The sequence below is a fragment of the Pseudochrobactrum lubricantis genome, assembly GCF_041929865.1.
Lineage (GTDB): Bacteria > Pseudomonadota > Alphaproteobacteria > Rhizobiales > Rhizobiaceae > Pseudochrobactrum > Pseudochrobactrum saccharolyticum.
This window is the reverse complement of the sequence record NZ_JBHEEE010000001.1, coordinates 128,890-150,772: the sequence shown is the minus strand read 5'-3', so window position 1 is coordinate 150,772 and position 21,883 is coordinate 128,890. Positions and strand designations below refer to the sequence as shown.

Below are 21,883 nucleotides of genomic sequence, written 5' to 3'. Positions count from 1 at the left end.
CCTCTGTTCAACGCTCTGATATCTTATCTGCCGGAAGTGAATTGTGTCTAAGTCAGAAGAAAAGAATATTTCCAATCAAGCGGCACATTGGTTTGCATTGCTTCTGGAAGAACATGTTGAAGAGGCTGAACTGGCAGGTTTCAGAGTCTGGCTGGAGGTTGATAGCCGCCATGCGCAAGCATACTCCCGGCTTGAACAGTTGTGGAGCGGTGCAGGCATGGTGCCGGATCTGTCACAAACGCAGCTTTCCCGGAGAAAACTGTTGAAGGGTGGCGCTACAGGCCTCGCATTGCTTTTAGCTGGTGGTGGGTACTATCAATTCAGTGTAAACCGGCCCGATTATTATAGTGCAACCGGTAAGGTGGAAGCCGCAGTTTTGCCTGACGGATCGAAGCTGCGACTGTCGTCAGCGAGTTCGGTTTCAGTTCATTTCACAGAGCAGAAGCGTCTGGTGAAACTTATCGCCGGCGAGGCGTTTTTCGACGTTGCTCCGGATAATACACGTCCCTTTACGGTCAGCGCGATGCATGTGAACACCACAGCACTTGGCACTGCTTTTTCCGTTCGCCACGAAGATGACGGCGTAAGTGTCGTCGTCTCTGAGCACTCGGTCAGAGTGGAGACCCCTTCGCAGTCCGTACAGGTTGAAGAGCGTTATGCGGTGCGAAGTCGAGGGAACAATCTCAGCATTCCGGAACCAGCTGAGCTTGATACGAGGCTGTCGTGGCTTGATGGCCGTCTTGTCTTTATTTCCCGTCCGCTTGGCGAGGTTGTCAAAGAGCTGGAACAATGGCAGCGCGGAAAAATCATCGTCACCGATGCTGCATTGGCACAAAGACCGGTAACTCTGATCATCAATATTGAAAGAACGGATCAACTCACGCAAAAACTCGCCGAGGTACTGCCGGTCCGCGTCGAAAACTGGACGCCATTACTCACCCTTATTCGTCCGCTTTAAATTATTTTATTTTTTCCATTTTTTGACCGGGATTTTTCGACCAGCTCTTCGTCCTTATAGATAGAGGCGCCTTTTAACATGGCCGAAATCTTTTGAAGGAGACGTTTATGCTGGCAATAGTAACACGAACCGGATCCGGCTCGAAAATCCAGCAGGTCTTCAAAACCACACTGCTTGCATCGGCATTATATCTTGCATTGGTACCATATGGGGCGAAAGATGCTTTTGCTCAGGCGACAACACCTTACAGTTTCTCCATTCCTCCACAACCATTGGCACAGGCCTTAGTCCGTTTTTCTGCGGTCACCGGTGTAGATGTTGCCTTTGACGGAGCGTTACCATCAAACATCCGCTCAAACACCTTGCAGGGCACATATTCAGCGGCCAGCGGGCTGGGGCAACTTCTTGAAGGAACAAATCTGACCTATCGGTTCAGCGGCGCTTCAACCGCACTGATAATCAATCCGGCTCAAACGTCCGGTAATCGTCTCGGCGCTGTCGATGAAGGTACTGTTCTCCTTGATACAATTACAATTTCGGGCGGAACCGGTATAAGCGCTGCGGACGCACCATATCAAACGCCAGGATCAAGCGCCTATATATCCGCTGATGAGATCGAAGCACGGCGTGGCACATCACCGGGGGATATTTTTTCCGGCATTCCGGGCGTTCTGAACGGAGAATCGCGCAACTCCGGCGGAGTTGATGTCAATATCCGCGGTATGCAGGGGCAAGGGCGCGTACCGGTCATCGTGGATGGCGCTTCGCAGGAAGTGTCTGTGTATCGCGGTTATAACGGATCGCAATCACGCTCTTATATTGATCCTGATTTCATTGGTGGCATGGCTATTGAAAAAGGGCCAAGCAACGGTGCAGATGCCACCGGCGCAACGGGTGGTGTGGTACGCATCAGCACAATCAAGGCGGAGGATATTCTTCTGCCCGGTGAGACTTTTGGTGCACATCTCAAAGGAGGCTTTGTTTCCAATAGTTCGGCAGTTCCTGCTCTCGGCACGCCTGCGGGACAAGGCAGCAATAATGATACTGGTTTGGATCGCCCCGGCGCATTTGTCCCGACATCAGGTAATGGCAGCGTTGCCATTGCAAAAACATCCGAGAATTTCGATATAGTCGCAGCCTATGCCCGACGTAAAACCGGAAATTACCACGCGGGCACACATGGATATGATGCCGACCTCAGCAAATTCCGCCCTGGCGAAGAAGTGCTGAATACATCGACAGATAATACATCCTGGATGTTAAAAGGGAATTTTCGCTGGGATGGCGGACATTCGCTGGAGCTTGGCTATACCAAATATCTCAGCGAATACGGCGAGATTATGCCAACCCAATTATCTCTGTTTGGCGGTGTGCCATATCAGGGCTTTCTTAATAAAATTGATCTGGACACTTATACAGGCCGCTATGGCTGGAAGCCTGATGATAGTGACCTCTTTGATGTACGGCTTGATACATTTCTCACAAAAATGGATTTGCGTATCAATTCATCTTTGTATTCATCAGGCTACCCGATCGGGCTCGTTGATTATTATACAGGCCAGACACGCTGGGGTGCGACGCTTTCCAATACGTCTTTGTTCGCAACAAGCCTTGGTGATTTTTCATTGAACTATGGCACATCTTTCACCAGAGAGAATGTAGGCCTGCCGAGCGGCTACGAATTTGCATCAGCCGGTACAGCTGGCACTACGCCCGCACCACGAATGGGCAATCGCGAGGAATGGAGCGGTTTTGCCACAATGGACTGGCAGCCTCTTGATTGGCTGACACTTTCGCCAAGTTTGCGTTACTCCCGTTTTCATTCCTTTGATCGTGCACCAAAGCTCTCAAATGCCGGTGATCTGATATTCGGTTCACCGTTGGAGACTGAAGCATCGGGTTGGTCGCCGCTTGGCACTATCAAAATTGAGCCGGTTGATAATCTGCAACTCTATGCCAAGGCTGGCAGTGTTCTGCGATCGCCAAGCATTTTTGAATCCCTCACCAGCCTGTCCTTTACAGTACAGCCTGATGAAAATCCTATCCGTCCGGAGCGCAATCGCACTGTAGAACTGGGTATGAATTACATGGCGGATGATGCTTTCTTGGCTGGCGATAAGCTCAGGCTACATGCCGCTTATTTCGACAACCACGTCAAGGATTACATCACCCGGGCAGAAGGCACCGGTGGGCTGAGACGCATCAATCTCGACTATGCTGATATGCGTGGTTTCGAAGTGTCCGGAGAATATGACACTGGCCAGTATTTCGGAGGACTTGCCTGGAACCATTATACCCATGTCATGTTCTGTGCACCAGAAGGGGTAATGTCTGCACGCCATTCAACCTGTGCGCCGGGAGGCATCTATAATAGTTTTGCTGTTCAGCAAGTGCCGCCAAAGGATACTGTGGCCATTCATTTAGGGGGGCGTTTTCTGGACGACAAACTGACCCTTGGCGGACGTATGACCTATGTCGGAAAGCGTATGGTGAAAGGTCTCGGTGATGGTACAGTTGAAACCGGTTTAACGAATATCCGCCCCGGCAGCTGGAATCCCTATGTGTTGCTTGATGTCTATGCAACCTATGAGCCGAACGAAAACGTACATATGCGTTTCTCGGTCGATAATGTTACTGACCGCTACTATATGGATGCGCTGAGTGCCTCGCTGATGCCTGCGCCCGGACGCACTTTCCGGTTTGACCTCACAATCAAGCCATCCCTTGAGGGGGCATATAGTGGCGACGGATCACTGTTCTCAGGCTTGACCTCAACAAGCGAAACAGAAACTATGACCACGGACTGGACGGGCTTCTTTGTCGGGGCGAATATTGGCACGGACTGGTCGAAACTCAGCGGCACAACAACAGCCCTGAATGGCACATCCAATGCCTATGCCGCCAATGAATCGGCCGCACTCGATCTCTCCGGTGCGTCCTTTGGATTGCAGGCAGGTTATAATCACCAGTTTTCAAACGGCTTTGTTGCAGGCTTTGAAGCAGATATTTCAAAGCCAACCTTTTCAGGCAATCAAACAACCTATTCAACTGAATCCGCAGATTATAAGGATGGCACCATCCAGTCAGTGCAGGACTATCAGTATGATGTCGCGGCTTCTGCCAAGGCAAAATTTGGCTACGCCTTCAACAGGATGTTTGTTTACGGTACGGGCGGAATAGCACTGATGAATGAAGTGCAGACGCGGGATCAATATATTTCAACCGGTGCAACATCGTCTATGTTGGGTGGAACAGGAACGAAATTCAATTATTCTGAACAGGAAGAGGTAACCCGTCTCGGGTTCACACTCGGCGCTGGTATGGAATATGCTTTGAGTGATAAATGGTCGATAAAGGCTGATTATAACTACACAAGATTTAGTTCCAAAACATTCAATTTCGACGGTGCAGCTTCAGGTGTCGTTGCCCCCTATGATGAGCGTATTCGATGCGGTCGGGTTAACAGGCCTGCAGCATGCCCGCCAGGTTTCAACGGATTTCATAATGTCAGTTCAAGTGGTACGGGCGCAAAAATCGACGGTCGTAAAGCTGAAAATAAATTACAAAACCACAGCATCAAAGTGGGCTTGAACTATCGTTTCTAATCACTCTACTTTCAGAGAGATTGATGTATTGGGGCATTTCACCGTCAAGTTGAACCACTTGACGGTGAAGTGCTTTGCGTTCGAAGATGGCACAGTTCCTTTAACCTGCATCTGAACATAATTCGGGTTTTTGTGGCTATAAGAGCTGGCTTGATTTGCCCGAACAGTTTCGGGCATTTCTGTAAGGCAGTTTATTAGTGCCCCTAACAATCACGGATAATCCCTGATTACTGGGCTAGTTTTAGAATATTGAAATATAAGGCAAGCTATTAATTTTATGGTGCCGCTTACGTGACTCGAACACGTGACCCCATCATTACGAATGATGTGCTCTACCAACTGAGCTAAAGCGGCAGGGAGATGCTCCCGCACAGAATGCAATAATTTTATGCAGTCTGTTCGGGCGCGTGATAGCGAAATCTCATTCTGATTGCAAGGCGCAAAAGCAAAAAGAAGCGGTTTCCGTTATGCCATTCTCGAAGTTTAAAACTCCCTGATAAAATGAACAAGATTGTTTATTTTATCAGGGAGTAAATCTCAGCTATAGTACTGTTTTCTGAAGCGAATTGACGATCTTATTGAGCTTGGCAAAGCGCGGATTTTGCCTTTTTATATTGCTCAATCCAGCGTTCCACCAACTCTCCGGCGGGCAGCACTTCTTTGACTGCGCTGATCCCCTGACCGCAACCCCAGATATCTTTCCAGGCTTTAGCGCCGGTGGTGGCTTTATGGAAGTCCATTTTGCTCGGATCAGCCTCCGGTAAGTGATCCGGATCCATTCCTGCGGCTTCAATGGACGGGCGCAAATAGTTTCCGTGAATGCCGGTAAAATAATTGGAATAGACAATATCTTTCGCGCTGGATTGCACGATCATGTCCTTATAGGCATCAACGGCATTGGCTTCTTTGGTCGCAATAAAAGGCGAGCCGATATAAGAAAGATCCGCGCCCATTGCCTGTGCTGCGAGAATGGCACGCCCGCTGGAAATAGCGCCGGACAGGGCGACAGGACCATCAAACCATTCGCGGATTTCAGCAATCAGCGCGAAAGGGGACAGTGTTCCCGCATGGCCGCCGGCACCTGCGGCGACAGCAATCAGGCCGTCCGCGCCTTTGCGGATGGCTGAATTGGCATGGCGGTTATTGATAACATCATGCAGAACAACTCCGCCATAGGAGTGAATTGCAGCATTCACTTCCGGCACTGCGCCGAGAGAGGAAATAACAACCGGAACCTTATATTTGACACATAATTCCAGATCCTGCTGCAAACGCAGATTGGAGCGGTGCACAATCTGGTTGACGGCAAAAGGGGCGGCGGGCCGGTCAGGATTCTCCTGATTATATTGCTGAAGCCCTTCGGTAATCTCTGCCAGCCACTCATCCAGCTGTGTGGCGGTGCGTGCATTCAGCGCGGGAAATGCACCGACAATGCCGCTTTTGCACTGCGCCATAACCAGTGCAGGATTGGCGATGATGAAAAGCGGTGCACCGATTGCCGGTAAGCGCAGATTGTTTTTGAGAATATCCGGTAGAGCCATGTCGCAGTCCCGTAATTGACGTAAACGTAAACGGTATATTGCTGGTAAGGATTGCAGGATGTCAAAGGCAAAATATAAAAAACCGCATCATTTTAGTTCAGTGAAGCTTGGCGGTTGACTTATATGTAATATTTACTGTGAAATATGCAGAATGAACATGTTTATGCCATGCCGGCAATTTTACTAAAGATGCGCTGGTGCGGCATATTTCGGAAATAGAGGTTTTTTGCACAAATAGTCTTTGTGGAACAATATGTTAAGATCGTATATAATCTTTTTATATCCCCGTGATAGTTAGGATTTCATAAGACTTAAAAATAAGTTAATGCGTTGGTCTGCTTATTCGTGCATCAATAAGAGTAACAGCGCATCAAGCCGGTAGTAGGAAGGGACAATTTTGCAGGGCATCGAAAGTGCAATACGCAACGCTTTGACCAAAGCGGATTCGTCTGATCCGGCTATGCGCCAGCGGATTTATGAATCCGTCTGGAGCGCGCATGAACGCGCTATGGCCGCGAATGCCCAGCTTTCAGACCCGCAACGTGCTGAGCGGCGCGAGAAGCTGAAGGCCGCAATTTCCCATATCGAACAGGAAATGCGTGCGAATGCGAACCGTGTTTCTGATGAGGAAATGCTTGCTCCTGCGCCGCAATATGATGGCGGATTGGGCGTTCCTGATCTTGATCATAGTGATGTACGCTCTGAGGGTAAGGGCTCCCGTAAGCGTAAAAGCAAAGCGGAGGCCGAGCCTGATCTGGGTTATGAACAGGGGCTCAGCCAACCTGCAAAACCTAAAAAACGCAAAAAATCCCGTATTTTCTCTCTGGCGCTGCCATTGGCATTTTTGGTGACTGCCGGTTTGATCGGCTGGTCGCTCTATAATAGTTTTGTCACCATCGGGCCGGTAGGAAACGCACCGCTTTCGCAATCCGGCAATGCCGGTCCTGCGATGCAGGGTAATGAGGCTGACAGCAAAGACTGGGTGACGATTTTTACTCCTGCACAGCCGGATCGTATTTCTGTTCAGGGAAAAGCTACCGCTGAAATCGGCGGTTCCGGTAATGCCCGTTATGTCCGTATTAAATCGCCGACTGCAACAGATACGGCCAGTTTTGACATTGGTCAGGGTGTGCTGGATCAGCTTGAAGGCAAGCAGGCGACATTTGAAGTCATGGTGCGGAGCGACGACGGCGGAACCGTGCAAATGTCTGTCAGCTGCGATCTGGGCTCTCTGGGCGATTGCGGACGCAAGCGCTATGATGTGACCGACCAGCAAAGCAGTCTGCTGTTTGATCTTCCGGTTCCTGAAGTATCGTCGGCAAACAGTTCCGGTCGTCTTGTCCTGACCAGTGATATTAACGGCACCGGCAAAAGCGTCGATATTTATACAATCCGGGTTAAAACCGTAGAATAATCAATTGACCGGAGCATTATCCGGCAGCAGCTGCATCAGATTTTGTATGATGTCAGCCTCTGCAGGTGGTTTGTCCCAGCGCAGTCTGGAAATGCGCGGAAAGCGCATAGCCAGTCCTGATTTATGGCGAGTGGAGCGGTTCAATCCTTCAAAGGCAACCTCTACAACAAGCCCGTGCTGCCGGTCTGCCCTGACAGCCCGTACAGGCCCGAAACGCTGAATTGTATTCTCCCGTACAAAACGGTCGAGCTGTTTCATTTCCTCATCGGAAAAGCCGGAATAGGCTTTGCCGACGGGGAGTAACTGTGCCTGTTCACTGGCATCAGACCAGACTGCAAATGTAAAATCGGAATAATAGCTTGAACGCTTGCCATGACCGCGCTGGGCGTAAATGAGAACCGCGTCGATAATATAGGGATCGCGTTTCCATTTGAACCACGGGCCTTTTGGTCGCCCTGCACTGTAAACGCTGTCCGTACGTTTGAGCATCAGCCCTTCAATCACGGCATGAGGCGGGTGGTTGCGCAGGTGCCGCAACTCGGCAAATGTCTGAAAAGTGAGCAGTGGCGAAAGATCAAAATAAGACGGATCAAGCTCTTTGATAAAGTCTTCCAGATGCTGCCTTCTTTGCGCAAAAGGCAGATTGCGCAAATCCGATCCGGTGAGACGGTTGCCGCGATGCAGCAGATCATAGACACGGATGAAGGCAGGATAATCCTGCAATTGACGGGCAGTGACGGTTTTACGATTCAGCCTTTGCTGCAAGGCATTGAAAGAGGCTGGCTCTGTTTTGCCGTCTGCATGACGGATCAGCAACTCTCCGTCGAGAGCGCCTTCAAAACGGATGGCTGAGACAATATCGGGAAAGGCATGGGTAATATCATCACCGCTGCGGGAATAAAGCTTTTTGACCCCGTTTTCACTGACGGCCTGTACGCGGATACCATCCCATTTCCATTCTGCCGCAAAATCCTCCGGTGTGAGTTTCTCTGTTTCAACCTCATCCAGCGGTGTTGCCAGCATGACGGGACGGAACGGTGCCGGATTATCATTTTCCGGTTTGCTGCTGCTGCCGTCGAGCCAGCTGAACAGACTGAGATAGGGCGGGGTCAGCCCGTGCCACAATTCCTCAATCTCGCTGGGTTCAACCTGACCGAAATCCGCAAGTGCCTGCTTTGCCAGCCTTGCGGAAACACCGATCCGTAAGCCGCCGGTGACGAGTTTCAAAAGAGCGTATCGCTCAGAGACATCAAGCGCATCCAGCAAAGTCTCAACCAGTTGCGGCGCGGCATTGCGCGATGTTTGCTGGAGTGTTGTGATAATCGTGCCGAGGGACAAGTCATTGACCAGCTGCACATTATCGGCTGCAGGCCAGATCAGAGAAATCGTCTCCGCGAGATCGCCGACATAATCATAGGAATAGGCGAATAATTCACCATCGACGCGTGTCATGGTCAGTGCACGCAACAGTGCGGGCTTTACGCTGTTTAACTCAAGTGTGCCTGCCAGCGCGGCTAGTGCGTAGCCGCGGTCAGGATCAGGTTGCGCGCGGAAATACTCAGTCAGCAATAGCAGCTTTTCATTGCGGCGCGGCGTGAGCACCAGCCTGTCGAGCAATGCGGCAAAGGCTTTCATATATCTGCCTCATCTTCATAGCCGACGAGATGCAATGGTTTCGCTGCAATGGAGTTGAGAGTGCACCAGCGTACAAGAGCTTCCTCGCGCCCGTGTGTCACCCAAACTTGCGAAGGGGAGAGTTCCGTGATTGTATCGGTCAGCTCATCCCAGTCGCAATGGTCGGAAAGGATCAGTGGCAATTCAATGCCGGATTGTTTGGCTCTCTGGCGGATACGCATCCAGCCGGAGGCATAACAGCTGACAGGATCAGGAAACCGTCTTGACCAGCGGTCAGCCATTGCAGCGGGCGGGGCAATAATCAGGCTGCCCGCGAAATCTGTTTTTTGATGTACTGTTTCTGAAGTTGCAGGACGGAGTTCTCCGAGGGCAACACCCTGAGACTGGTAATATTGGCAAAGCTTCTCCAAGGCACCATGCAGATAGATGGGGGCATCATAGCCGGCTTGACGCAGCAGGCTGATGACCCGCTGTGCCTTGCCAAGCGCATAGGCGCCGACAATATGGCTGCGCTCGGGCAAAAGCTGTAAGGATTGCAGCAGCTTGGCAATTTCATCGCTTGGTTGCGGATGCCGGAAAACCGGCAGACCGAAAGTAGCCTCGGTAATGAAGACATCGCAGGCCACGGGTTCAAAGGGTGTGCAGGTTTTGTCCGCAACACGTTTATAATCGCCGGAGGCGACAATTCTGGTTCCTTGATATTCCACCGCAATCTGTGCGGAACCTAATACATGGCCCGCTGGATAAAAGGTGACCGTAACACCGTTGATACTGAGCGATTTTCCGTAATCAGCGATCTGACTGGTGCGCGCATAATGCTCGCCAAACCGGATGCGCATAATATCCAGCGTCTGGTTTGTAGCCAGCACATGATTACTGCCTGCACGGGCATGATCGGCATGGCCATGGGTAATCAGCGCGCGGTCAACCGGTCGCACCGGATCGATATAGAAATCACCGGCCGGACAATAGAGCCCCTCAGGGGCAGGGTGCAGCAGCTCTTCGGGACGCATGGAAATAACATAGGCCGGATGCAGCTTTAAACAAGACCATAGCCGGTGCGGATCAATGCGGCAGACTGTTTGCCGTGAGCACTAAAATTGAACCTGTTTTGGCTGTGTGAAATCCGTTCGGGTTGCAAAAAAAATATCTTGTCAAATGCCCCGCATCACTGCATATCGCGTGCTCTGCAACAAATGCGGTAAGAATGGCGCGGGCATTTTTCTCTTCCGGTGATCTGATAGCGGATCACCGTGCTCATTATGCGGTCATGATGTCTGAGGCGGGAGACCATTCCGCAGCAGCCGACCTGATGCGCCAATCGCTTGATTATCTGACATCCCAATTCCGGCAATGGCCTGCGGGTCTGTTTATGCTCAGCGAAATGCATGAAAATGCGGGCGAAACAGATGAAGCTGTGGCTCTCTGGCGACAGCTGCTGAAGCTTGATCCTGAAGACCGTTTTGGCGCGGGACTGAAGCTGGCACAATGCGGTCTTGGCGAAACGCCGGATGCAGCACCGCCTGCCTATATTGAGGCACTGTTTGATGCCTATGCACCGGATTTCGAGGAATCTCTGGTCGATAAGCTGCAATATTGCGGGCCGCAAAAACTGGCGGAACTGATTACCAGACATTTTCCGGAGCGCAGCTATCAGCATGTACTGGATCTGGGCTGCGGCACCGGTCTGATGGGAGAGGAAATCCATCAGCGCAGCGGTTTGCTGAGCGGTGCGGATCTCTCAGAAGCCATGCTGAAAAAGGCGGATGAGAAGCAGATCTATACAAGGCTGATTAAGACAGATGTAAATCAGTGCCGCAAGACGGATCTGGTCGATGAGGCCCTGCCACAACCGGATATGATCCTTGCTGCCGATGTGTTTATTTATATCGGCCAGCTGGAGCGCGCTTTTGCTCTGGCAGCGGAATGTTTACGGAGAGGAGGGGTGTTTGCCTTCTCGGTGGAAACACATGACCGGTCTGAAGCGCAGAGTTCAGACGGTTCATGTGATGATATGATTTTGCAGCCGTCTTTGCGTTTTACCCATTCTGCCCGCTATATCGAAAATTTATTACAAGTCAGTCGTTTTGAATTGCTGGATTATCAGCGCATTGCTCTGCGTCTTGATCGCGGAGAATATCTCGATGGTTATGTCTTTCTTGCCCAAAAATGCTGAGCCGGTACAGTTTCGGTTTTCTGTTGTCTGAACAGAGATCAATCCATGACGCTTTAAGCACAAACGGGACTTCACACCTGTCGGGATGCACCCTACATTCACCCTGTGAAACCAATATCCGCTGCCGATAAATCTTCCGGTCAAGATGTTCTGCCCGCTGTCTTTGCACAGTGGTTTGCGGATAAGGGCTGGCAGCTGCGCCAACACCAGCGTGAATTGCTGGAGCGCAGTCTGGCGGGGCAGTCCACATTGCTGATTGCACCTACAGGAGCCGGTAAAACGCTGGCCGGTTTTTTGCCTGCACTGACTGATCTGACATTGCGTGCACAGAGCGGTGTGCGTAATCAGCCGCGCCGTTCCGGTATTCACACGCTTTATATTTCGCCGCTCAAAGCGCTGGCCGTTGATATTGAGCGCAATCTGGCGAAGCCGGTTGCGGAAATGGTGCTGCCGGTAACTATTGAAACCCGCACAGGGGATACGCCTGCCCATAAAAGGCAGCGGCAGAAACTGGCACCGCCGGATATATTGCTCACCACACCGGAGCAACTGGCTCTGTTACTGGCGGGCAAAGATGCGGCAGATTTCTTTGCGGATTTGCGTTTTGTAATTTTTGATGAGCTGCATGCGCTGGTTACTTCAAAACGCGGGCAGTTGCTGGCACTGGGGCTGGCACGGCTGCGCAATCTTGCACCGCAGATACAGACAATCGGCCTGTCGGCAACAGTGGCAGAGCCGGATGATCTGCGTCGCTGGCTGGTTGCGCAGGGCGATACTCCTGCACTGGCCGGACTGGTTACTGTGCAGGGCGGAGCAAAGCCGGAGATCAGCATATTACAATCCGGTGAGCGGATACCATGGGCCGGTCACAGTGCCGGCTATGCACTCGGCGATGTCTATGAACTGATCCGGCAATTCCGCACGACATTGATTTTCGTGAATACCAGATCGCAGGCCGAGCGGATTTTTCAGGAGCTCTGGCGTATCAATGAGCTGACCTTGCCCATTGGCCTGCATCACGGTTCGCTGGATGCCACACAGCGCCGTCGTGTGGAGGAGGCAATGTCCCGCAATGCTCTGCGTGCAGTTGTGGCGACCTCGACCCTTGATCTGGGGATCGACTGGGGTGATGTCGATCTGGTTATCCATATTGGTGCGCCGAAAGGTGCCAGTAGACTGGCACAGCGTATCGGGCGCTCCAATCATCGTATGGATGAGCCAAGCCGTGCGGTTCTGGTGCCTGCAAACCGTTTTGAAGTGCTGGAATGCAATGCGGCGCTGGTGGCCAATGTGGAAGGGGTGCAGGATACACCGCCTCTGGCCGACGGGGCTCTGGATGTGCTGGCGCAGCATATACTCGGCATGGCCTGTGCCGAACCGTTTCATGCGGATGTGCTCTACGCGGAAATATGCTCGGCAGCACCCTATCGGCATTTATCCCGTCATCAGTTTGACCGTGTGCTGGATTTTGTGGCAACCGGTGGCTATGCGCTGCGTGTCTATGAGCGGTTTGCAAAAATCCGCCCGATGCCGGACGGGCGCTGGCGTGTCAGCAATGGCAAAGTTGCCCAGCAATATCGCCTCAATATCGGTACGATTGTTGAAGCACCGGAACTGAATATCCGCATGATCCGTAAGGGGCGCAAACTTGCAGGAAGCGCCGCCAGCTCCATGCGCGGAGGGCGGATATTAGGGCGTATCGAAGAGTATTTTCTCGAAACGCTGACACAAGGCGATACGTTCTTTTTTGCAGGTCAGACTGTGCGATTTGAAGGTATCCGCGACAATGAATGTCTGGTGTCGCAGGCCTCCGGCGAGGATGCGAAAGTGCCGGTCTATGCGGGCGGGAAATTTCCGCTCTCAACCTATCTGGCCTCGGAAGTCCGTGCGATGCTGGCGGATGATAAGAGCTGGCAGCAATTGCCGGATCAGGTGCGTGACTGGCTGCAATTGCAGCGTGACCGCTCTCTGTTACCGGCACAGAATGAACTGCTGGTCGAAACTTTTCCGCGCCAGAACCGGTTTTATATGGTGTGCTATCCGTTTGAAGGCAGGCTGGCGCATCAGACATTGGGGATGTTGCTGACGCGACGGCTGGATCGGGCAGGTGCACGGCCGCTGGGATTTGTGGCAACGGATTATTCGCTGGGGCTGTGGGCGGCGCGTGATCTGAACGCGATGATGGAAGATGGTGAATTATCGCTGGACGCATTGTTCGATCAGGATATGCTCGGGGATGATCTGGAAGCATGGCTGGATGAAAGCTATTTGCTAAAACGCACTTTCCGCAATTGTGCGTTGATTTCCGGCATGATTGAACGGCGTCATCCGGGTAAGGAAAAGACCGGCAGGCAGCTGACGATTTCCACCGATCTGATCTATGATGTGTTGCGCAGCCACGAGCCGGATCACATTTTACTGCAGGCTACACGGGCAGAGGCAGCAGCGGGGCTGCTGGACATTGCCCGTCTCGGAACAATGTTGCAGCGTGTACGCGATCACATTGTTCATCGTAACCTGCCGCATATTTCGCCTTTGGCATTGCCTGTGATGCTGGAAATCGGCAAAGAACGGGTTGCCGGAACAGATGACGATTTGCTGGAAGACATGACCCGTGAGGCACTGGAAAATTGACAAGTGTGATTAAGCAGGCGCATCAGGGCGGCGCGGATATTCTCATCAATGATACGCTGTGTCATCTTGATCCGCGCGGGGCATTATACCTGCCGTCATACCGGACGCTGGTGGTGTCTGATCTGCATCTGGAAAAAGGGTCGTTTTTTGCTAAGCGCGGCATGATGCTGCCGCCCTATGATACGCTGGTCACATTAGAGCTGCTCAAGACCATCATTGATGATTATCAGCCGACATGTGTCATCAGTCTCGGAGACAGTTTTCACGATTGTCAGGGAGCATCGCGACTGGCGGATGAGGCATCCGGTTTGCTTCGCCAAATGATGAAAAGCCGCCAATGGTTATGGATTGAAGGCAATCACGATCCGGTGCATCCGGCGGGGCTTGAAGGGGAGAGCATGGCGCAATTCAGGCTTGGCGGTCTGATCTTCAGGCACGAGCCGCTTGCGGGTGACAATGCCGGTGAGGTGGCAGGTCATTTGCACCCCGCTGCAAAGATTATCCGGCAGGGGCGCAGTGTACGGCGCTCTTGTTTTGTCAATAATGGGTGCCGCCTGATCATGCCGGCATTTGGTGCCTATACGGGTAGCCTTAATGTGCTGGATAAGGCATTCCGCGGGCTGTTTGATGTGAGTGGTTTTGACGTGCATTTGCGCAGTGAAACGCGGATATTCACTGTACATCCGCGTTTTTTACGACCTGACTAATTAGAGCGGTTTACGCCCAGATTGGATCATAGCGCTCGCTCTAAATTCTTTATTTGGTCGCATTATCACTGCCGTCAAGTTGATCCAACTTGACTGTGAAATGCTCTAGTCTTTACGGAACAACAATTGTCCGAGCCAGCCTGTGAGACCGGCGAGAAAAACAGCAAACAAACCATAGGCAAGGCTATATTGATGCGCCGCCTCAAAAATCTGCTGTTCGAGACCGGCTTTGACAATATTGAGGTGGGTATTGGCTTCCCCGATGAACACGCCATGGCGGAACAGCAGCGCACGGGCTTTATGCCGCCCGACCGGCACATTGGTTGAAAGCGCCAGTGTTGCGCGGAACAAGGTTTGCGAAACAAATTCGACCGAGCCGACTTTCTGGCTGTAAAGTCCCTGACGGGATTTCAGATCGCGCAACTCCTGCCCGAAGCGCATAGCATTCGGATCTGTCAGCGTGCCATATTCAGGGTTCAGCGCGAAATAATTGACGCCGAGCGAAAGCTGGCGATAGGTTTTCTCGTCGGTAATATCCTGCAGCGGTCGCGTGGATGCCAGAGAATAGGAAAGCGGCACAGATGTGAATGTTTCTGAATCCGCATTGACCCAGACACCGAGATAACGTGATTTTTCACGAACGACGAGATTACGCTGCGGGCCTTCCAGCACCACGATAATATCGTAACGTCCTTGCCTACGGATCAGCGGATCAGCATTGTCCAGCGCACCGAAAATCGTCAGATTGGTGCCGCTGAAATTGGAGGCAATGGCAATCGTTTCTGTCGAAAGGCCGATCTCAATTGTTTCCGGCAATTGCTGCGGGTCCTGCAGATTGGTGACCGCAGCCATTTCCTGTCCGCGCTCTTTTATCCGTGTCGCGGCATTACCGCTCTGGAGCGGTATCAGTGCGGTGAGCAAAACGGTTGCGAGTAAGCTTTTGCGGATGATCTGTTTCATCTTACTCATCCGCAAAGCCGATGGAGAAAAGATTATCCGGCTGAATGAACAGGCCGAAAGCCAATCGCAGAGCAACGGCCAGAACCAGCAATGCCAGCAGCATACGCAATTGTTCACCGCGCAATTTGCGTCCTGCTCTTGCGCCATATTGCGCGCCGATCACGCCGCCGACCATCAGCAAAAAGGCCAGTACAATATCAACAGTATGGTTATTGGTTGCCTGCATCACCGTTGTGAATGCGGTCACAAAAGTGATCTGAAACAGCGATGTACCAACAACCACATTGGTCGGAACGCGCAGCAGATAAATCAGCGCCGGAACCATGATAAAACCGCCGCCGACACCCATAACGGATGAGAGCAGGCCGATACAAAAACCGATGGCCAGTACCGGAATAATACTGACATAGATCATCGAGGCGCGGAAACGCGCCTTGAACGGCATACGGTGAATCCAGTTATGTTGCCCCGAGCGGCGGACATCCGGTGCTTTGCCGTCTTTGTTGCGGCGCAGGGTGCGCCAGCTTTCAACGGCCATCAGACCGCCGACAGAGCCGAGAAAGACCACATAAAGCAGGGAGATAATCAGATCGAGCTGACCGAGATCACGCAACAGCGAAAATATGTAAATACCGATCAGAGAACCGACAAGACCGCCGATCACCAGCAATATGCCAAGCTTGAAATCCAGCGTCCGGCGTTTGAAATGCGTAAGCGCGCCGGAAACGGAGGAGGCGATAACCTGATTAGCGCCAGTGGCAACAGCAATAGCGGGCGGTATATTGTAGAAGATCAGCAGAGGAGTAATCAGAAATCCGCCGCCAACGCCGAACAGACCTGACAAAAAGCCGACAGCCGCCCCCATGCCGAGAAGAACCAGCATGTTGACTGAAATTTCTGCTATTGGCAGATAAATACCCACGACCCACTACCATTATTATGACACTGCCGGAGATTGAAATCTGTATCCCTTTATCCGGTGTACAGCTAAGCTCCCCGCAGAGTTCTCCCGAAAATAATACCCGGCCTATCGTCAGACTTTGCAGCTTTTCGATGGCGGCGGGCGGTTATTCTTCGTGACCTGACAGAATTCTGAGTTTAACCGCCATTTGCGGCGTTAAACCTGAAAATACATATGCTGATGTCGTTTTTTGCGTGCTTTTTGAATGCAACACACCCATCGTCGCAAAAAACTGTTAATTTTCTGCGCCTTTGGCCGCGCCAAGTCAAACCATCACTGTGCATAAGATGATGCGAAACCGTCAGCCTGAATGGTCACTAGAGATTGTGTGCGGCAGGTGTTGCAGTTAGGCCGCAATTTTATACGCAACGGCCATAAAAATACCCCTCTGCCAGCACGGCAAAGGGGTATGATTTCTTGTTATTGCTGATTGTTGCCGGTGCAAATCAGCTGTTTTTGGCGAGCAGTGCTTCAACCAGTTTCTGATCCACTTCGCCGGTCGGCTTCATGCCATTGGCTTTCTGAAAAGCGGAAATCGCTTCTCTGGTCTTGTTGCCCATAACGCCGTCTGCCGTGCCTGCATCATAACCGTTTTTCTGCAGGATCAGCTGAATATTACGGACGGCTTTCTTCATATCGACGGAAGCTGTAGTGACAGCTTTGTCATCAGCCCAGGCATCCGGAATGCTGACCGAGTTGGCATCCTCAATCATGTCCTTCGGCTTCCAGAGCTTTGTCAGGTTGATTGCCCGCTCCAGTTGTTCAGGCTTGAGGGATTTTGCAATCTGATCGCGCTTGTCAGCCGCATCCGTATCACCGGCATTGGCAGCCAATGCGAACCATTTATAGCTTTCTTCCAGATTTTGCGTGCGACCCAAACCCTTAGCGGTCAGAATACCCAGATTATACTGGCTGTCTTTTACGCCGAGTTCTGCAGCGCGGAAGAACCATTTGGCGGCATTGTCATGATCTGCCTTACCGTCCGGCCCCATAGCATAGAGCACGGCAAGATTATGCATAGCGCTGGCATTGCCCTGTGCAGCGGATTGTTCATAGAGTTGTGTTGCCTTGATCGCATCGCGCGGCATACCAAGGCCTTTTTCGTTGAAATTGGCAAGGCGGTACTGGGCAGGTGCAAAACCGCGTTCCGCAGACAGAGCATACCATTTGGCAGCTTCCGCAAAATCGCTGGCAACACCGCGGCCGTCTGTATAGCGCATACCGATTTCATAAAGAGCACGGGCATCGCCGCTTTCAGCAGCATTGCGCAGGGCAATTGGTCCGGCTTCTTTCGGCACTACAGGCACTGCGGTCAGTTTCGCCGTTGCAGCAGCTTCGCTCTTTTGTGGCAGGCTTTGCGTTGTCGTCTGATCGGGTGTTGTTGTCTCAGCCTGAGCCGTGTGAACCGGCGTGTTGTTTGCAGGCAGTTCCGGCATTGGCTGCATGTCCGGCGCGGCTGCTACCGGCGGATTAATGACAACAGGTTTGATAACGGCCTGCGTGCTGCCGGTCATTGGTCTGGCAGAGAGAGGCTCTGTCGGAAATTCGCGTGACCCAAGCGGCTGCGCTTCTGTACCGTCATAAACCGGACCATGGTTCAGGCTGGCAATCTGAAGCGTGGATGCAGTCTGCTCTTCCGACTGCGCCGGATTATCAAGCGTGGTGATTGTCGGCAAAGCAGGTTTCTTGTCTTCAATCACAGCCGGAGCGGTATTAACCGGTGCAGGCTGCACACTGGCCAAATCCGGTGATTGCGGAACAACGCTGTCCTGCTTTTCAGTCAGATAGCTGTTGCCAAGCTGCAAGCCGGTTACAGCAATGATGATGGCGCCGATAGCCAGCAGAAGCGGCTTGCGCAGGGAGCGCTTTGGCTTGTCTGGAGCAGTCGTGCGGTCTTCATCGGATGTGATGTCGCCGCCCAGAGTACCGTCGCTCAGGTTCTGATCGCGCAGGCGTCCGGTTTCATCCGCTGCAGCTTGCGCCGCACGGCGTGCCGCGCTGATAAGATCGGATTTGCCGGAGGAGGGATTATGATCCGGCCCGCGGCCACGCTGTTCATCGCGAACACGGCGGATAATGGCGTTGAGATCCGGCATTGCCGCAAGGGTCTGATCGGTGCTTTCTTCTTCGGATTTGACCGGAATACGGTTTGCCGCAGGCGGCGTATCCAGTGTCATCAGATCCGCGTCTTCAATCTCAAAAGCATCGGTTGTTGCCGAAGTCGGGATGTTTGGCTTGGAACGGCGCACAGCCTGAGCCAGACCGCTCAGCAATGATTTGCGTGCTGTACCGGTTGTTTCGGCCTCTGTATCTGCAGCCATTTTCTCCGGTGCAGGATTGGCAGCGGATTTGACAGCGGCACGTGCAGCTTCAATAGCCGCCGCAGCCGGTGACGGCACGGCGGAAAATGCTGCATTGCGAGAAGAATTGCCTGTTGTTGGTTCCGGATCATTGCCCCATTCGGGAATAGAGAACTGGCTGGTGAAGCGTGTTGCATTATTCTGGTCGCGCGACTGAGCTGCAGGACGCGAAGGCTGCGCAAAAGGTGGCTTCTGCAGATTGTCTTTTTCAATCTGTCCAAGACGCTCGGCGATTTTCAATAATGTATCATGTACCTTGTTAAAGGTACGGCTGTTACGCTCATCCGTATCACGGGTCAGCTGTTCCAGCGCCTTGAGATCATCGGCAAGCTGGCGGGCAAAATCTGTGTCGCGGGAAGGGCCTTTGTCTACAACCTGACGTATGGCTTCCTCTGCGGCTTCACGGGCAGCGCTCAGAACTGTGTCGCGGTTAATGTCGATGGCGCGTTCAATCACATCGAGACGCGGCTTGATCTCTGCCAGTTCAGGCAGCAGGCTTTCCGGCTTGCTGAGCTGTTCTGTGATAAAACCAAGCTGCTTTTCGAGATTGCGCATCAGCTGCTGATCGGCAGCCGGTGCTGCAGGCACAGCCTGCAAAACAGCGGTTTGTTCCGAGACCTGACGGGTAATGAGATCGAGGCGGTTTTCCAGCGCCTGAATAAAGCGGTCATCATTCAGCGCGGTTTTATGGGCGCTGTTGCGATATTGCTCGTCCAGATGACTGGTCAGATCGGCAAAACGGCGGTCGAGTTCTTCAAAAACTGCGTTTTCCTGCTCCGGCTGCTGGCGATGATAGCTGGTCGCAAGAATTGCGCGGCTGATTTCATCCAGACGTTCGTCCAGCTGACGCAGGGAGTGGCTCTGATTGTCCGGCAGCTGTTCAATGGTATGGCGCAAATCATCGAGGCGTGTCGTGATCGCATCCAGAGCCGGATCAATATGTGCCGACTGGCTTGCATGGAATTTTTCAGTCTGCTGCTGTTCAAAATTGTCAAAGCGCTCATCCAGCGCATCCCAGCGATGGCTCATACGGCGCAGGGATTCTTCCCGTGCCAGAGTCTCAACAGTCCGCTTCAGTTCTTCAAAATCACGACGCATAATTGCATCGGTATTCGGGCTGTTATTGGCGGACAGATTGCTGGTGCCTGCGATAAAGCGGTCGGCAGCGGAAAGGCGTACCGGATTGTGCTGCACACCTGTATCAGACAGATGCAGTTTTTCGCTGATTGCTGCTGCCTGTCTCAGTTCTGTACGGGCGCGCAAACGCTGTAATTCGTCGGCAATGGCAGCCAGAGCTTCCTTGTGCGGATTGTCCGCAGAAGCCGGTGCAGATGCTGCCCGTGGTGCAACTGCCGGATCATTGCGAAGAAATTCAAGAGCATCAGGTGATGCCGTTTCATCGGCAGCCTGTGTGTGACGGGAAAAGTCTTCCGCCTCGCGCCGCTCGACAAGATGATTTTCAAGGGCGGACAAAGTGCGGTTCAATTCCTCAAGCGACGCAAGCGGACGGCGCTCACGGCGCATATTCAGATTATCGAGAGGAGACCGCTGATTTGTCATCGCCGTTTACACTTTTCAAACTGTGCGCCTTAAAGGAGCTGGTCAGATTGTCCGTTTGTTTTCGCCTGCAGGTCTTGCTGGCGGATCAAAGCAGGGTCTTTGTTGAGGTGGTTGCAAGGCACCACACAAAACACAGATTTTGCCTCAGACACAGTTTTGTCGAAACGTGGTAAATAAGCGGTTAATTTTGGTGATAATTCTTAACTTTATCTTTGTTTGAGAATGAGTGCATTCTCATTAACCGGTAGAGACACTGGTGCTCAGGATATCCGCAAGGGTGGCAGGCGGACTTTGAAACGATTATGTTTTTAAGGATATGCTGATTTATGTAATGCAATTTTCATTTAATAAAAAAAGCCCCGCCTCATAGAGGCAGGGCTTTAAGTTCCGCTTGTGATCGTTAACGATCTGCAGATTAGAACTTGTAGTTTACGCCGATGCGTACTTCATTGAAGCGAGTTTTGAAGTTACGTTCTGAATGAGCATTCGGGTAGTTAGGGTCTACAATTGTAACTTTGTTTTTGCCAAGATCTGTAAAGAGGTATTCACCCTTTACAGTCCAGTTGTCAGTTACCGCATATTCAAGACCAGCACCAACTGTATAACCTACAGAAGTTTTGGATTTTTCAGTATTAAAGGCAGGTTTATTACCGCTGGAGCCTGTAGTGCAGGCATAACCTGTGCCTGAAAGTGTTGCACTGCGATCATAGCAACCGAGAGTGTGCTTTACGTCAGCCCAAGCGAGACCACCCGTTACATATGGGAGGAAACGATCTGCTGCGTAGCCGAGACGCGCACGAACTGTTCCGTGTGTACCAATCTTATCGCGTGTATAGTACGGGCTATCTTTATTAATAGCTGTGCCATCCCAGTTTTTCTTAATGGCACCAAATGTTACATCAGCTTCTGCACCGAGAACAATGTTGTTATCAAACTGCCAGTTGTAACCAGCTTGCAAGCCGCCAAGACCACCTTTCAGTTTTTTTTCAGGGGAATCTGCAGGCTTAGGATGATCCACATCACGTGTTTTACCCCAGCCGTAACCGGCATGCGCACCAATATACGCGCCAGACCAGTTGAATGTTGTGTAATCCTGAACCGGTGCTGGTTCTGGAGCGGAAACAATAGCGTCTGCCGCGAAAGCCTGACCGGACAGTATAGTCATGGCGAGAAGGGCTACGATTTTTTTCATATCAAAAGTCCGTTCGTTAAAGAATTTGAACTGACCATACTGGTAAAAAAATTAATGAACACCCTAAAATTATAGTTTAAGAATTGCTAACCAATATTTGCCAGGTTGCTGAAATATCTTGTTTTTCCATAATAATGGACGCGTGAATACACTTAAAATGTATTAACTGATTGAAAATCA

The 21,883-nt window shown here is 51.8% G+C and carries 13 protein-coding genes and 1 tRNA gene; 6 read left to right on the top strand and 8 right to left on the bottom strand.

Annotated features, from left to right (window positions below):
- Positions 1-43 precede the first annotated feature (43 nt).
- Complete coding sequence (locus JNC80_RS00660) at positions 44-958, top strand: FecR family protein (protein WP_376709176.1); 915 nt, start codon at positions 44-46, stop codon at positions 956-958.
- Positions 959-1,065: 107 nt separating this feature from the next.
- Positions 1,066-4,563: a TonB-dependent receptor domain-containing protein gene (locus JNC80_RS00655; protein ID WP_376709175.1), complete on the top strand. Its 3,498-nt coding sequence runs from the start codon at positions 1,066-1,068 to the stop codon at positions 4,561-4,563.
- Positions 4,564-4,841: 278 nt separating this feature from the next.
- Here JNC80_RS00655 and JNC80_RS00650 read toward each other — a convergent pair.
- Both JNC80_RS00650 and JNC80_RS00645 read right to left on the bottom strand, forming a co-directional pair.
- Positions 4,842-4,917: transfer RNA gene (locus JNC80_RS00650), tRNA-Thr, on the bottom strand.
- 221 nt (positions 4,918-5,138) lie between these two features.
- A complete protein-coding gene (locus JNC80_RS00645) occupies positions 5,139-6,104 on the bottom strand; it encodes an NAD(P)H-dependent flavin oxidoreductase (protein ID WP_376709174.1) in 966 nt (321 codons plus the stop codon).
- Between the two features lie 397 nt (positions 6,105-6,501).
- Here JNC80_RS00645 and JNC80_RS00640 point away from each other — a divergent pair, with 397 nt between their 5' ends.
- On the top strand, positions 6,502-7,518 hold the full coding sequence (locus JNC80_RS00640; protein ID WP_022711086.1) for a hypothetical protein: 1,017 nt from the start codon (positions 6,502-6,504) through the stop codon (positions 7,516-7,518).
- Here JNC80_RS00640 and JNC80_RS00635 read toward each other — a convergent pair whose 3' ends face one another.
- A complete protein-coding gene (locus JNC80_RS00635; RefSeq protein WP_376709173.1) occupies positions 7,519-9,153 on the bottom strand; it encodes a cisplatin damage response ATP-dependent DNA ligase in 1,635 nt (544 codons plus the stop codon).
- Entirely contained in the window at positions 9,150-10,166 is a 1,017-nt protein-coding gene (locus tag JNC80_RS00630; protein WP_376709172.1) for a ligase-associated DNA damage response exonuclease, read from the bottom strand. The genes JNC80_RS00635 and JNC80_RS00630 overlap by 4 nt, the downstream gene beginning before the upstream one ends.
- A gap of 194 nt (positions 10,167-10,360) precedes the next feature.
- Here JNC80_RS00630 and JNC80_RS00625 point away from each other — a divergent pair, with 194 nt between their 5' ends.
- From JNC80_RS00625 to pdeM, 3 genes are all read left to right on the top strand, one after another.
- On the top strand, positions 10,361-11,329 hold the full coding sequence (locus JNC80_RS00625) for a methyltransferase (RefSeq protein ID WP_376709171.1): 969 nt from the start codon (positions 10,361-10,363) through the stop codon (positions 11,327-11,329).
- Between the two features lie 105 nt (positions 11,330-11,434).
- On the top strand, positions 11,435-13,963 hold the full coding sequence (locus JNC80_RS00620) for a ligase-associated DNA damage response DEXH box helicase (RefSeq protein ID WP_376709170.1): 2,529 nt from the start codon (positions 11,435-11,437) through the stop codon (positions 13,961-13,963).
- Positions 13,960-14,670, top strand: coding sequence for a ligase-associated DNA damage response endonuclease PdeM (pdeM, locus tag JNC80_RS00615; RefSeq protein WP_376709169.1), 711 nt, complete (start codon positions 13,960-13,962; stop codon positions 14,668-14,670). Before JNC80_RS00620 ends, pdeM begins: the two co-directional genes overlap by 4 nt.
- Before the next feature lie 105 nt (positions 14,671-14,775).
- Here pdeM and JNC80_RS00610 read toward each other — a convergent pair whose 3' ends face one another.
- The 4 genes from JNC80_RS00610 to JNC80_RS00595 form a co-directional block, all read right to left on the bottom strand.
- A complete protein-coding gene (locus tag JNC80_RS00610; RefSeq protein WP_075654346.1) occupies positions 14,776-15,630 on the bottom strand; it encodes a TIGR02186 family protein in 855 nt (284 codons plus the stop codon).
- A gap of 1 nt (position 15,631) precedes the next feature.
- The gene (locus JNC80_RS00605; RefSeq protein ID WP_075654347.1) at positions 15,632-16,552 is read right to left on the bottom strand and encodes a TSUP family transporter; all 921 of its coding nucleotides are present in this window, start codon (positions 16,550-16,552) and stop codon (positions 15,632-15,634) included.
- Positions 16,553-17,037: 485 nt separating this feature from the next.
- The gene (locus JNC80_RS00600; RefSeq protein WP_376709167.1) at positions 17,038-20,511 is read right to left on the bottom strand and encodes a peptidoglycan-binding protein; all 3,474 of its coding nucleotides are present in this window, start codon (positions 20,509-20,511) and stop codon (positions 17,038-17,040) included.
- A 415-nt stretch (positions 20,512-20,926) separates the two neighbouring features.
- The gene (locus JNC80_RS00595; RefSeq protein WP_376709166.1) at positions 20,927-21,703 is read right to left on the bottom strand and encodes an outer membrane protein; all 777 of its coding nucleotides are present in this window, start codon (positions 21,701-21,703) and stop codon (positions 20,927-20,929) included.
- Positions 21,704-21,883: the final 180 nt, after the last annotated feature.

Excerpts from the sequence above, each read along its gene's own strand:
- JNC80_RS00595 (WP_376709166.1), bottom strand. The coding sequence starts at position 21,703 with ATGAAAAAAATCGTAGCCCTTCTCGCCATGACTATACTGTCCGGTCAG.
- JNC80_RS00630 (WP_376709172.1), bottom strand. The coding sequence starts at position 10,166 with ATGCGTCCCGAAGAGCTGCTGCACCCTGCCCCTGAGGGGCTCTATTGT.
- JNC80_RS00645 (WP_376709174.1), bottom strand. The coding sequence starts at position 6,104 with ATGGCTCTACCGGATATTCTCAAAAACAATCTGCGCTTACCGGCAATC.
- JNC80_RS00610 (WP_075654346.1), bottom strand. The coding sequence starts at position 15,630 with ATGAAACAGATCATCCGCAAAAGCTTACTCGCAACCGTTTTGCTCACC.
- JNC80_RS00625 (WP_376709171.1), top strand. The coding sequence starts at position 10,361 with ATGGCGCGGGCATTTTTCTCTTCCGGTGATCTGATAGCGGATCACCGT.
- JNC80_RS00655 (WP_376709175.1), top strand. The coding sequence starts at position 1,066 with ATGCTGGCAATAGTAACACGAACCGGATCCGGCTCGAAAATCCAGCAG.
- JNC80_RS00600 (WP_376709167.1), bottom strand. The coding sequence starts at position 20,511 with ATGACAAATCAGCGGTCTCCTCTCGATAATCTGAATATGCGCCGTGAG.
- JNC80_RS00635 (WP_376709173.1), bottom strand. The coding sequence starts at position 9,153 with ATGAAAGCCTTTGCCGCATTGCTCGACAGGCTGGTGCTCACGCCGCGC.